Annotated in this window: 14 protein-coding genes; 1 reads left to right on the forward strand and 13 read right to left on the reverse strand. The window is 48.8% G+C overall.

Features of this window, described 5'->3' with window-relative positions; translation table 11 throughout:
* Positions 1–2: 2 nt before the first annotated feature.
* From ACYCS5_RS12655 to ACYCS5_RS12695, 9 genes are all read right to left on the reverse strand, one after another.
* Positions 3–680 (reverse strand): amino acid ABC transporter permease, encoded by a 678-nt coding sequence (locus ACYCS5_RS12655; protein WP_029518575.1) that lies wholly within the window; start codon positions 678–680, stop codon positions 3–5.
* The gene (locus ACYCS5_RS12660) at positions 661–1,326 is read right to left on the reverse strand and encodes an amino acid ABC transporter permease (protein ID WP_459761151.1); all 666 of its coding nucleotides are present in this window, start codon (positions 1,324–1,326) and stop codon (positions 661–663) included. Before ACYCS5_RS12660 ends, ACYCS5_RS12655 begins: the two co-directional genes overlap by 20 nt.
* A 219-nt stretch (positions 1,327–1,545) precedes the next feature.
* Entirely contained in the window at positions 1,546–2,994 is a 1,449-nt protein-coding gene (locus ACYCS5_RS12665; RefSeq protein WP_307351282.1) for a SulP family inorganic anion transporter, read from the reverse strand.
* A gap of 288 nt (positions 2,995–3,282) precedes the next feature.
* Positions 3,283–3,687 carry a PIN domain-containing protein gene (locus ACYCS5_RS12670; protein WP_340957183.1) on the reverse strand — a complete coding sequence of 135 codons (405 nt, stop codon included), beginning with the start codon at positions 3,685–3,687 and terminating at the stop codon, positions 3,283–3,285.
* On the reverse strand, positions 3,688–3,927 hold the full coding sequence (locus ACYCS5_RS12675; protein ID WP_016822811.1) for a hypothetical protein: 240 nt from the start codon (positions 3,925–3,927) through the stop codon (positions 3,688–3,690).
* 64 nt (positions 3,928–3,991) lie between these two features.
* A complete protein-coding gene (locus ACYCS5_RS12680; RefSeq protein WP_322251538.1) occupies positions 3,992–4,564 on the reverse strand; it encodes a hypothetical protein in 573 nt (190 codons plus the stop codon).
* A 22-nt stretch (positions 4,565–4,586) separates the two neighbouring features.
* Complete coding sequence (locus ACYCS5_RS12685; protein WP_459761152.1) at positions 4,587–6,257, reverse strand: ABC1 kinase family protein; 1,671 nt, start codon at positions 6,255–6,257, stop codon at positions 4,587–4,589.
* Between the two features lies 1 nt (position 6,258).
* The gene (locus tag ACYCS5_RS12690; protein ID WP_013312404.1) at positions 6,259–6,618 is read right to left on the reverse strand and encodes a phasin family protein; all 360 of its coding nucleotides are present in this window, start codon (positions 6,616–6,618) and stop codon (positions 6,259–6,261) included.
* A gap of 103 nt (positions 6,619–6,721) precedes the next feature.
* Positions 6,722–7,360, reverse strand: a complete 639-nt coding sequence (locus tag ACYCS5_RS12695; RefSeq protein ID WP_250240673.1) for a ThuA domain-containing protein — start codon at positions 7,358–7,360, stop codon at positions 6,722–6,724.
* Between the two features lie 439 nt (positions 7,361–7,799).
* Between ACYCS5_RS12695 and ACYCS5_RS12700 the strand changes: the two genes are divergently transcribed.
* Complete coding sequence (locus ACYCS5_RS12700) at positions 7,800–8,249, forward strand: AbrB/MazE/SpoVT family DNA-binding domain-containing protein (RefSeq protein ID WP_459761153.1); 450 nt, start codon at positions 7,800–7,802, stop codon at positions 8,247–8,249.
* A 135-nt stretch (positions 8,250–8,384) separates the two neighbouring features.
* Here ACYCS5_RS12700 and ACYCS5_RS12705 read toward each other — a convergent pair whose 3' ends face one another.
* From ACYCS5_RS12705 to cobI, 4 genes are read right to left on the reverse strand one after another with little or no spacing between them, the layout of a single operon-like run.
* A complete protein-coding gene (locus ACYCS5_RS12705) occupies positions 8,385–9,842 on the reverse strand; it encodes a cobyrinate a,c-diamide synthase (protein ID WP_459761154.1) in 1,458 nt (485 codons plus the stop codon).
* Complete coding sequence (locus tag ACYCS5_RS12710) at positions 9,835–10,923, reverse strand: cobalt-precorrin 5A hydrolase (protein WP_459761155.1); 1,089 nt, start codon at positions 10,921–10,923, stop codon at positions 9,835–9,837. Before ACYCS5_RS12710 ends, ACYCS5_RS12705 begins: the two co-directional genes overlap by 8 nt.
* Positions 10,916–11,710 carry a precorrin-4 C(11)-methyltransferase gene (gene cobM, locus ACYCS5_RS12715; protein WP_340933512.1) on the reverse strand — a complete coding sequence of 265 codons (795 nt, stop codon included), beginning with the start codon at positions 11,708–11,710 and terminating at the stop codon, positions 10,916–10,918. The genes ACYCS5_RS12710 and cobM overlap by 8 nt, the downstream gene beginning before the upstream one ends.
* A complete protein-coding gene (gene cobI / locus ACYCS5_RS12720) occupies positions 11,707–12,423 on the reverse strand; it encodes a precorrin-2 C(20)-methyltransferase (RefSeq protein ID WP_340933514.1) in 717 nt (238 codons plus the stop codon). The genes cobM and cobI overlap by 4 nt, the downstream gene beginning before the upstream one ends.
* Positions 12,424–12,438 lie beyond the last annotated feature (15 nt).

Raw genomic sequence — 12,438 nt, forward strand, 5'->3', positions numbered from 1 at the left:
TGCTAATTTTGCCATCTGCGTTCAAATCTTTTGGAAAGTCTGGATAACGGATAGCATACGAGAAAATATAATATGAAAATAAAGCCATACACCCAAAAGGATGCCGAGGGCGCTTTGATTACACCAAGCTCAATAATCTGCTGTCCGACCTTGACCACTTCTACTACACCGATCAGCACTACTAATGAAGTGGTTTTGATCATCCGTGTCGCCAAATTAATAGAACCGGGAAGCATTCGGCGCACCGCCTGGGGAATGAGTACATGGCGGTATAACTGCCCATATGTCAGTCCCAGTGCCTGCCCGGATTCCACCTGATGCTTGGGCAGTGATTCCAATGCACCCCGAACAAGGTCACCAATCTCGGCTGCTCCCCACAGGCTGAATACGATAATTGCTGTCAATTCTCCGCTGATATTCACATTTAACAAAGGCGTAAATCCAAAATATACAACATACAACCACACCAAAATCGGAATAATGCGGAATGTCTCCAAATATAATCTCAGCACAAACCGAATCGGTCTTGATTGTAAGGTGCGCAGCAATCCCATCAGAATGCCTAATAGAGTACCGATAATAATGGAAAGTAACGCAATCTCCAGCGTAACGAGTAATCCCCCTAATAGACGCTCGAAATTGGAACCTTCAAAGAGCACATTAATCCCCGAATTCAGCATATCGCACCTTCCTTTCCACCCAAGTCAGCAGTATCGACAAAGGTAAAAGCAGGACGAGATATGCCAATACCAGCAGAATTAGCGATTCTGTCGTTTTGTAGTACATACCGATTAGGTCTTTTGCCACATTCATCAAATCTAATAAAGCAATGGCGCCAACAATGGAGGTCTCCTTGAGTAGAAAAATCGCATTCGCTCCCAGAGACGGAACACTGATGGTAAAAGCCTGTGGCAAAATAACATATCTCGCCAGTTGTATCTTGGACAGTCCGAGACTCAGCCCGGATTCCGTTTGCGTTTTACTTACGGCTTCGATTCCACCACGGAACGCCTCAGCCATATAACCCCCGCCCAAAAAGGTCATGCCCACAATGGCACACGTCATTTCGCTCATATGCAGACCTATTTTCGTAAACCCGTAATACAGAAAATATAACTGAACAAGCAGCGGCGTATTTCGGGAAAGCTCAATATAGGCAACAATGATGCCGCTAATTCCCTTCACCTTGTAATACAGTACTATACTGCATAGAAAACCGACGACTAGTGAAAACAGAATAGCAAAAAAGGCGATCTTCAACGTCAGCCACATGGCTTCTCCATATAGCGGCAAGCTCTCTACAATAAAGTCCCAGTCTAAGTTCATATGTGCATACCTTTCAATTTTCAATTATTCCTATGTATTTGCTTTGCTTAATAACAATGATTGTATTCCTGCCCAATTATTACGTCAATACTTTGATGAAAATTTGTCATATTTATCTATGGTTTAGGAAAGAAAAGTGTTGTTTTATTTCAGAAATAAATAAAAAAGCTTGAAATGAATAAATTTCATTTCAAGCTTTGATTTATGCTATACGATTCATCACACGAGTGGCTCTGTAACTACAGGACCGCCGAGCTTCTCTACAATTAAACGGCTTTCCTCATTTAACCCTTGTAGGGTAATAGTTTTACCTGAGTTTCTGTATTTTTGAAGCACCTTGCCAATAGCAGTAACCGCCGAGTGATCCCAAACATGCGAATGGCTAAAGTCCACTACAACGCGGTCCGGGTCATCCGAAGGTTCAAAATGATCAACAAAATGAGACGTTGAGGCGAAAAACATCGGCCCCCTGACATGGTACACCTTTTCTTCATGATCCTCAGTCGTACTGATACGGATTTTAGCCATTTTCCAGCCAAAATGCAGAGCACTTAGCAGTACGCCCACGATTACGCCCTTGGACAAATCATGCGTAGCCACCACGATGATCACCGTGACCACCATAATCAACGTATCTGCTTTGGGAACCTTGGCAATGTTTCGCAGCGATTTCCAATCCACAGTTCCAATACACACCATGAACATAACTCCCACTAATGCGCCCATGGGTACTTCCTTCACAACTCCACCAAGTACGAGCAGCAGAAAGGCCAAGAATACCCCTGCCGTAAAAGTGGACAAACGCCCTCTTCCACCTGAGCTGACATTAATGACGGATTGTCCGATCATGGCACAGCCACCCATACCCCCAAAAAAGCCATTTACAAAGTTGGCAATCCCTTGCCCACGGGCTTCCCGGTTTTTATTGCTTTTCGTTTCGGTCATTTCATCCAAAATGCTGGCTGTCAGCAGCGATTCCAGCAGTCCAACCAGTGCCATCGTAAAGGAATACGGCAGCAAGATCCGCAAAGTATGCCACGACCACTCAATTTGCGGCAAGTGGAATGAAGGCAGCGAACTGGTCAGCGTCCCGATATCTCCTACCGTTTTCACATTCAATCCAAATACATACGTAATGATCGTCATGATGATGATTGCCGTCAATGGAGCGGGGATGCTTTTCACAAATCTCGGTAAAATATACACAATGAGCAGCGTCCCCGCTACCATCGCGTACATGATCCAATTGGCTCCATGAAAATGAGTAAGCTGAGCCATAAAGACGAGGATCGCCAGCGCATTCACAAACCCGGTCATGACTGGCTGTGAAATAAAGCTTATAAAGCGACCTATTTTCAAAACACCCAGCAGCACTTGAATAATTCCTGCCAAAATGGTAGCTGCAAACAGATATTCCACGCCATGATCCTTCACCAGACCAACGACCAGTACAGCCACGGCCCCGGTTGCTGCCGAGATCATCGCCGGACGTCCACCTGCAAAAGAGATGACAATGGCCATCGAGATGGAGGCGTACAGTCCGACCATGGGATTGACCCCCGCAATGATCGAGAAGGCAATCGCCTCGGGAATTAGTGCTAGCGCCACAGTCATGCCCGCAAGTATATCGGCCCGGATATTACCGAACCATTGTTGTCTAAGATTCATACTGTCTCGTTCCAGCCTCCTATATTTACAGAGAGTAGCGTGTTGACTCGCAACCCGTGTGGTTTCGGGCATCCGTCCAGCTGCCAATCGCCAAGGCTCTCCTATCATTCAGTTCGTCTCTCTCAAACGACCCGGTCCGTTACATTCAGTCCATCATTATAACGTAAGGGGTTCGCAGAGACGAATGAGTTAAAAGGCTGTTTACAGAAAGAAATCATCTATTCCCTTGGAATATCGTTCATTATCTTCATCTTATTCGTTTTCTTATATTTAAAATTTTCGCAATTTCTAAGATTCTAACCTGCTAAAGTTGATCACCTTAACTTCATACTCAGACTTCGCGAACTGTAAATCTTGATCCGCCGTAACCAGTACCAATTGGTTTATAATAGCTGTCGCAAGAATCAATGCATCTGGGGTCTTGAGCTTTCTTGCAAACTTATCTTTTTGTTCTCTTCTGATACGCCCCGCTTTAACTGCGATCTCTGAATTAACTGCAATAAATTCCCCGCCAAGAAAAGGTATCGAATCTAAGTCAGTATTAGTAGGCAACCCGGCTATAAACTCGGACTGAGTTATAACAGAAAAGAAGATATTCTCTTTATCTTTCTCAGCTTGTCGTATTACTCTATCCAAAGATGAGTCAAGTCTATGAAGGGCAATAGCTGCATTCGTATCAAATAGATACCCCATCTAATCCCAATCCTCTCTGGATTGTTTAACACTCTCTTCGATCTCAAGTAATTGCTCCTTGCTTAGACTGCCTCGAGAATTTAAAACAGCTTGCAACCCTTTTGGTAACGGGGACTCTAAATCAATAACCTCAGTTTCCCCCTGTTTATTTTCTATAGTAACTTTTGATGGTTCAAACCCAATATCACGAAGGAGACTTAGGAGACGTATTCGATGTATATCCGTTAATTTTTTTGCCACTAAAATCACTCCTTAGCAAAAGATTAGTTTCCGTTCATAGCTTGTTTAATTCGTTTTCTTATACTTAAAATTTTCGCAATTCCTGCACAAGCTCCGATAGGGCTTCAGCAATCTCAGAGTCTGCATGGTGCTGGAGTAAACTCTCAAAGTCAGGCAGTGCTTGCTTCAATAATCGATAGCTATAGTCATAATAACTCCAAAAAGCTACCGGATCATAACCACGTGCTTCCTCCTCTTCCCATTCCAGTTCATCTTCTTCAGGATCGCTGTCTGCTGACCATAGATATTTTTCGTCCAGCAGCATGGTTAGGGAGTCAACAGACTTCTGTGAATCCTCTTGTGCATTTTCCATATCCAATGCTCCAACAACCGCATGGTACAGTTCCAACTCACTCGGCGTGATATCATCCGAATTTCTCGTATGCAAATTACGCAATAAGAAAAGTAACACCCACGGCGTAACCTGCCACAGTGTGCCTTGATGCTCTATCAGATCAGCAATGGCTGCGTACTCCCCATTGGATATCAATTGTGGCAACTCCGTGCCTCTACCATAAGGAGTAGTCAGGCGGTGCCAAGGCACATCTGCAATTTGGAGACCATCCATTAGGGCAGTGTTCATCTTATGAGTATCCATAACTCTCCTTTCTGGTCGGTATCTAAAACCTTCCCGATTTAAAAATGGAATACAGTAAAAAGGCAACCATTAAGAGAGCGACAACAAAGCCGATTTCAATAGCAGGTACATTCCACAGCATGGTCGCCTGATGATTCAGCGATGAACCGATAATCAGTCCGACCATAATAATGCTGAACGCTAACAGCACGATACTGAATGACAGGCGGTTGCTGATCTGATCCAGCCTGCGCAGAAGCATTTCCAGCTCCGGCACAGTAACCTCCAGCTTAAGCTTGCCCTTGCCGATAATCGAGGCTAAATGCCTCGCCTGTCCTGGCAGTTCCATCAGCGCTTCCACCAGCTCAGTCGCACCGCCGAGCAGCTTGCCTCGGATACGACGACCGCTGAAGCGTTCCTTCAGCAGCCTGTTACCAAAGGGCTCAGCCAAAGCGATAATACTGAGGTCGGGGTCCAGATGCTCCACGACCCCCTCCAGTGTCAGCAACGCCTTGCCTAGCAACAGGACGTCCGATGGCAAACCAATCCGATGGCGCTGCGCTGCGCCAAACAGGTCATTCAAAGCATCACCAATACTGACCTGTGAAAAAGGAACATCTGAGTAATCTTCGCGTATCTTGTCCAGATCGGCACGTAGCGCATTCAGGTTGGTATCCGGTTCGACCAGACCCAAACGTTCGATAGACCGAACCATGGCATCGGTATTTTTGCGCATCAGGGCAATAATGAGGGAAGCGAGATGATTCTTCATCTCTTCGCTCAGCCTTCCCGTCATGCCAAAGTCCAAATAAGCGAGACTGCCATTTTTCAGAACGAGTAAATTCCCCGGATGGGGATCGGCATGGAAAAATCCCTCTATAAAAATTTGATGCAACATGCTGTTCACCAGCCGCTGCGCCAGTTCTTTCAAGTTATATCCACGGCGTAATAGCTCTTCACGACTACCCAAGTGAGTTCCGTCTAGAAACTCCATGGTCAGTATACGGGAAGAGGTATGATCCCAGTATATTTTCGGAATATAGATATGTGGGTCCTGCTCAAATTGGAGCGCAATCCTCTCTGTATTACGGGCTTCGTGGTTGTAATCCAGCTCCTGAATGAGCGATCTCCCCAGCTCCTCTACCATCTGGCGAAGCTGATACCGCTCTACCCATTCCCAGCGCTTGGCTGCCATCGCGGTCAGTTCCCGCAAAATGTCCAAATCTCGCCGAATGATGCGATTAACGCCAGGACGCTGGATTTTAATGGCGACCATTTCGCCGCTGTGCAGCTTGCCCAGATGCACTTGCCCGATCGAAGCAGCGGCCAGCGGAACATCGTCAAAACGAACCAGTATGTCCTCTAATGACGTGTCCAGCTCCTGCTCCAAAATGCCACGCGCCGTTTCAGATGAAAACGGCGGTACCTGATCCTGAAGCTTAACCAGCTCACGGATAATAGGCTCCGGCAGCAGGTCAGCACGTGTGCTTGCCAACTGTCCAAGCTTGATGAATGCAGGTCCCAGATCCTCCAGCACAAGCCGAATCCGTTCACCTAGCGTTTTGGACTCGGGAGTTTCTCTCGTCAGCCACTTGCGAGGCAATGACAGCACCTGGAACAGTCCCATTTCTTCCACCATATAGCCAAAGCCATGACGCGCCAGCGCCATGGCAATTTCCCGGTAACGACCGGCGTGCTTCATACGAACCGCCATTTTAATCCAGCCGGTTCGCTTCTTCAGCGTCGCTCGAACCCGTAAGCGCCGCCTTTTCTTTTTCCAGCTCCGCTACCTGTTTTTCCAACAATGCCACACGCTGCTCCAAACTTGTGACATCATTTTCGGTAGGTACTTCCAGCTCCTGCAAAATGCGGCTAACCTGTTCGCGGATCACTGTTTTGAATTGTCCCTGTTCCTCTGCCCCTCGTTCGATCAGACGATCGACCAGTGCTTTGGATTCCGAAGGCGCAAGTTCTCCGCGGTTTACAAGATCCTCGACGGCTTTCTCCACCTTTTCTTTGCTGACAACGGTGAGGCCCCACCCCAATGAGATGGCTTTTTTGAACAAATCGCTCATAATATATCCTCCCCTACCTGTGATTACCTACTAGTATAACCTGAAAAGGGGAGCCGCATAAAGCTCGCAGCTCCCCTTCCTCAATGAATGGAATGATCTATGTTTAACCTGGAAAGCGTCCAGCCCACTTGGCGGCCTGAAGCAGCAGCTTGCGGTATCCCTCGTGCTGGAAGCTTGGCTGATTATGTCCAGGCATCAGGTAGACGACCCGACCCAATCCATAGGACAGTGACCATGCCGCCGGCCACCACTGGCCCTCATGTTCATATTCCATCAGTAGTGTTTTTTCAGTGAATGGATCAAAATCAAAACGATATGGCTCCTCTTGCATTTCGAACGGTTCGATTCCTTCCATAATCGGATGATCCGGCTCCGTTACCTTGAAGGAAAGTGGACCCGCAGCCGGATGCCGCAGGAAGCGTGCTCCCATGAGCTGTGCTATTTCATAACGTCCTTGCAATGTGATTCCGTTATGCAGCACAAGCAGTCCACCTCCGCCGCTGACGTAGGACAGCAGTCCTGCTGTTTGTTGAGGAGACAGAACCTCCTTACGGCTATCGCAATACGAGATGCATAGATCGAATGAGGCTAGATTTTCCTTGAGCAGCATTTTACGATTTTCACTGCATTGTACCGTCATCCAATCTTGTAAAATATGGCTAATCTCTTCGTCCACCCCTTGCAGCGGGTGAAACTCCGGATACGAATAATCTCCTAACAACAATGCTTTTCTTTTTTCCATGATAAATCCTCCTTGCCTGACTTGTATATAAGGACTTTAAAGGCGGGGTCCGTGTCATTCATTCTTGTTTGTGGGGTCAAAACGCTCAGAAAATTCTGTTTGGCCCTCATTCATTTCCCATAACACCGCCATCATTGTCCGAGCTACGGCATATATAAATAATTCTACAGACGGCCTATTAAATCCTTTAGCAGAAGATTATAGCATATATGTTCGCTCGGAATAAACTTATTAAAACTTATTCAAAATTTATAAATCTGAACGATGGCGATTCGGCCTCTTTATGGTATACTCGTAAGAAAAAAAGTGCGTCCATGCTTGATTAACAATAAAGGGCCGCTTTTTGTAAGAAATTTATGCTTGCGGTTATAGAATTGATAAGAATTGCCTCAAACCTTATACATTCTATAAATCTTAAAAAACCGGGGAGGTTGCATGAATGAAAAGGACTGGAATGACCCGGCCCTTGGACAGCTTGGGGCGAATTGTGCTTCCTAAAGAGTTGCGCATGACGATGGAGATTGACATCGGCGATCCATTAGAGTTTTTTATTGAAGACCAGACACTCATGCTCCGTAAGTACAAATCAACCAACTGTATATTTTGCGGTGCGGTTGATACTAACACCTATTTTAAAGATCAGTTTATCTGCGATGAATGTGCGGACTCGATGAAAACGGAAGATTTAGTTCCGGTCACAGCGACTGAAACCCATTCACCCCCACTTAAGCAAAACATGCATATGAAAAAAATTTATCAGCGCACAGACGTTATTTTGGAGAAAATGAGAGAGCTTATGGAAGAACATCCAGCATCTTCACAAAAACAACTCGCATCCATGCTTGGCGTGAGTCAGGGAAGGATTTCCCAGCTGAAAAAGCTCATGTAAGTGAACCACCAAAAAAGTAATGTATACGCTTCCATACCATGTAAGGTTTAAATCTATTGAAATTTAGAAAAGCCGGCCCCTTTCAGGGAATCGGCTTCTTTTTGTTTATATGAAATGGTGGACTCGTTTGCAAAACTATGGACTGTAAGCCCGGCATTGTTCCACCCAGCGTGCTGCCGCTTTGGGAAGAGAAGCGAGATGAACATGCGTGTAGGCTGCCAAAAGATTCCCTTTCGTATAGCCCTCGCTCTGGAGACCACGCATTCCCTTGGTTTGATAGGCGTAAGAGTAGGGGGCGGATGATTCGTCATAGTGCATGACAGAATAATGAAATTCATGTCCCCGAATGGTCTCTCCAGCCTTCAGCAGTAAGCAATCCTGCAAAGCGGTTGCTTCACGGTATCCCAGTGCGGCCCATTTCTCCTGCATGCGGACGTCCGACGGAATAACTCCGGCCATGTGATGGGCATTCCCCATACGATCCGTAAGAGTCCGTGCCAGTACCATATAACCGCCGCATTCGGCGAATACTGGCATATCCCGGCTCACCGCGTTGCGGATATCTTCCAAAAAACCCGTATTTGCAGCGATATCTGCGGCAAACTCTTCAGGGAAACCGCCGCCCAGGTATAGGCCGCTTGCCTGCTCAGGTACGCGTTCTCCCGCCAGCGGACTGAAATAGGCAATTTCGGCTCCCGCCTGACGCAGCAAATCCATATTTTCCGGATAGTAAAAATTGAACGCCGCATCTCTGGCGACGGCGATGACGGGACGTCCCCCGGTATCAGCTTCATGCCCTGCTGATGGAAGCCGATCCAGGGAAAATAATGGGTGCTCGGGCGGGCTGGGCGGCGGAGCCGAATCCGCCAATGCCCGCAGTGCATCCAGATCCGTACCCGCACGGATCAGCTCTGCCGCCCGTTGGAAAAGCGGCTCCAGCTCGCCGCGTTCCACAGCGGGTACTAAACCCAGATGACGCTCAGGAATATCCAGCCCGTCATCACGCTTTAACCAGCCGAGCACAGGGATGCCGCACTCCTGCTCGATCGCCTTTTTGACGATGCCATAGTGCCCTTGGCTGCCACAGCGATTCACAATTACGCCCACAATGCGCAGCTTGGGCTCCAAGCGCTGAAAGCCGAGCACAATAGCGGCGGCGCTTCGTGCCATACTGCGCACGTCGACCACCAGCAATACAGGGCTGTCCGTCAGCATGGCGATCTCAGCGGTCGAGCCGGTGTTGCTGAGCGGGTCCTTGCCGTCATACAGCCCCATGACGCCTTCAATCACGGAAATATCCGCGCCTTCGGAAGCACGGATAAAGATTTCACGCACCGTATCTGGTGAGGTCATCCATGAATCCAGATTACGGGAAGAAGTCCCAGTCGCGGCAGTATGATAGGTCGGATCGATATAATCCGGCCCGCATTTAAAACCCTGCACTCGCAGGCCGCTGTCGGCGAACGCCTTCATCAGCCCGAGGGTAACAGTCGTTTTGCCTGCGCCGCTGCCTGTTCCGGCAACAACAATACGGCTTCTGCGCGTAGCGGCAGACGTATCAGACTGTACAGCCTGCTTCATGATGTCAGTCATAGGAAACCCGCGCTACAGACAGCGTCATATTGCCGCTTTTTTTCTTCTCCAGTAGCCAATGGTCTGCACCAGAAGACAACAAGGCTGATGGTTCACTGACCCCATATGCGCCAGTGTATTTGAAGACGGTTTCCGATGGATTGGGAAGCTGCACCGTATTCAGCTCTGACGGAGTATACGTCACCAGTTCCCAACCGTATTTGGCGCAAAGGGCAAGTAAGCCCTCTTCGTCCTTTTTCAGATCAATGGTGGCAATATTCCGTACGCTTTTCACAGACAAACGCAGCTCTTGCAAGGTGTCCAGCACACCCGCCTCCAGCTCCTCCAATGCAGCCCCACGGTTACAGCCGATGCCAAGCACCAAGCTTTTCGGACGGTACAGCACGCCATTAGAAAGAAGCTGATCTTCTTCCTTCGGCTCCAATAAGCGGTCACTCACGACCAACGCGGCGTTAAACGGTTCTTGTAATGCTTCTGCCGTCGAAGCATATACCTTGATATGCCCAGGTACAGGTTTGTCATAACGCCACCAGTTCCGTTCACCTGTCTCTTGTATGAGCGCAACAGGCTCCTCGTTTACAACAGCAGCGCTCACGGGAGTGGCCTTGTCGAAGCTATCGACCACCCAACCCAGTTCCCGACCCAACATGTCCACCGGAATTGTGCCCTGCACGTCCGATGCGGTTGTAATCACCGCACGTGCGCCCAGCACAGCGGCTACATGACGGGTCAATTCATTGGCGCCGCCCAAATGACCGGACAGTACGCTAATGACATGCTCACCGCGATCATCAATGACGACCACGGCGGGGTCCACCTTTTTATCCACCAAAATCGGTGCAATCATACGAACCACTGCACCGAGGGAAATAAATAAAATAATACCGTTATATTGTTTAAATAAATCCGGCAAAATCAGTTTGACCGAACCCTCGAACAACTGAATGCCACGCTCCTGCTCATCGCCACGCTCAAACTTGGACATATAATACACATCCGTGCCCGGAAAGTTGGCTCCCAAATTGCGAACCATTTCCACTCCATGCTTCGTGATCGCCACAGCGGCAAATGGATTACTCACCGGGCTTCACTCCCTTCCGGTAGCCATGGGTGAACGACTTATCATACAGCTTGGAACGATGCGCATCCTTGTCCACCAGCTCTGGGTCGAGCGCCCAGCCCGCCAAAATCATGGCATGCATCGTTATGCCTGCTGCACGCAAATCGGCGGGTAATTGAGCAAGCGTCGTGCGCACGATCTTTTGATCCGGCCAGGTCGCGCGCTGCACAACCGCTACAGGCGTGTCCTCGCTCCAGCCTGCCGCCAGAAACTCAACGACCACCTTCTTCGCCAGTGTCGCGCTGAGGAATAAAGCCACTGTACAGTGATGGGAAGCTAGATCACGCAGCTTTTCCCGATCCGGTACAGGTGTACGGCCTTCAGCACGCGTCAGAATGACGGTCTGTGTCAGGTCAGGCACCGTTAGCTCTGCACCCAGCACGGCCGCAGAAGCAAAGACCGAACTGACGCCCGGTACGATTTCGTAGGCTACTCCGCGCTGCTTCAGCAACACCATCTGTTCCAAAATGGCTCCGTACACTGCCGGATCGCCTGTATGTACGCGAGCTACACTGCATCCAGCCTGCACAGCCTCGCTCATAATCTCAACCTGCCGGTCCAGATCCATGCCTGAGCTTTGCAATACCTGCGCCTCTGGTTTGGCCGTGGCAATCAACTCGTCGTTCACGAGTGAATCCGTGTACAATACCACATCGGCCGTGCGTAGAATCCGGGAGCCTTTGACCGTAATCAACTCCGGGTCTCCTGGACCTGCTCCTACGATATATACTTTGGGCTCCAACGTCATTTGCTCACCACCATTAAACTCAAATATTCAAGCTCCTGTCCGCGCAGCTCACGTGCGTTGCGCCATACCATTTCATAAGGAGAAGTGACCTTGGTAATGACCGATGCACAGTCCCCAAGATTGAGCTCATCCAGCACATCCAAAATCAAATCCAGTACCTTGGCAACCTTGATAAATACAACCGTATCGTGATTCTCAATTGCCCGCTTCATCGCTTCCCGATCATCCGTAGCCGGAATAATACCGACCTGCTGATCTCCGTCTGCCAAAGGCAATTCCAGCGCTGCCGCCGCGCCCAACACAGATGAAATGCCCGGAATAGATACAATTGGCACCTCTGGATGGAGATCCTTCATGAGTCGTGCCAAGTGAATAAAGGTACTGTACAGATTAGGGTCTCCCTCTGTGACAAAGGCTACATCCTTGCCTTGACTCAGTGCCTCCCAGCAAGCAACCACCGTTTTGTTCCACTCCCGCTCCAGTACAACCGGGTCCTTGGTCATTGGAAAAATGAGTCCCAGCATCTCCTTTTCCTCCGGGTTGACGTACAACTCCACGATCTCGTGAGCATACGATTTGCCCCCCCGGCGTTTCTTCGGATAAGCCACAACTGCACATTCCTGAATCATGCGATACGCCTTGACTGTAATCAGCTCGGGATCACCCGGCCCCACGCCTACGCCGTAAAGTGTTCCTGTTGCCGCCGTATTCATGCTGTCTCTCTCCCC

The organism is Paenibacillus sp. SEL3, from assembly GCF_054602585.1.

Coding starts and splice junctions, on each gene's coding strand:
- ACYCS5_RS12655 (WP_029518575.1), bottom strand. CDS start 680: ATGCTGAATTCGGGGATTAATGTGCTCTTTGAAGGTTCCAATTTCGAG.
- ACYCS5_RS12660 (WP_459761151.1), bottom strand. CDS start 1,326: ATGAACTTAGACTGGGACTTTATTGTAGAGAGCTTGCCGCTATATGGA.
- ACYCS5_RS12665 (WP_307351282.1), bottom strand. CDS start 2,994: ATGAATCTTAGACAACAATGGTTCGGTAATATCCGGGCCGATATACTT.
- ACYCS5_RS12670 (WP_340957183.1), bottom strand. CDS start 3,687: ATGGGGTATCTATTTGATACGAATGCAGCTATTGCCCTTCATAGACTT.
- ACYCS5_RS12680 (WP_322251538.1), bottom strand. CDS start 4,564: ATGGATACTCATAAGATGAACACTGCCCTAATGGATGGTCTCCAAATT.
- ACYCS5_RS12685 (WP_459761152.1), bottom strand. CDS start 6,257: ATGGCGGTTCGTATGAAGCACGCCGGTCGTTACCGGGAAATTGCCATG.
- ACYCS5_RS12690 (WP_013312404.1), bottom strand. CDS start 6,618: ATGAGCGATTTGTTCAAAAAAGCCATCTCATTGGGGTGGGGCCTCACC.
- ACYCS5_RS12695 (WP_250240673.1), bottom strand. CDS start 7,360: ATGGAAAAAAGAAAAGCATTGTTGTTAGGAGATTATTCGTATCCGGAG.
- ACYCS5_RS12700 (WP_459761153.1), top strand. CDS start 7,800: ATGAAAAGGACTGGAATGACCCGGCCCTTGGACAGCTTGGGGCGAATT.
- ACYCS5_RS12705 (WP_459761154.1), bottom strand. CDS start 9,842: ATGACTGACATCATGAAGCAGGCTGTACAGTCTGATACGTCTGCCGCT.
- cobM (WP_340933512.1), bottom strand. CDS start 11,710: ATGACGTTGGAGCCCAAAGTATATATCGTAGGAGCAGGTCCAGGAGAC.
- cobI (WP_340933514.1), bottom strand. CDS start 12,423: ATGAATACGGCGGCAACAGGAACACTTTACGGCGTAGGCGTGGGGCCG.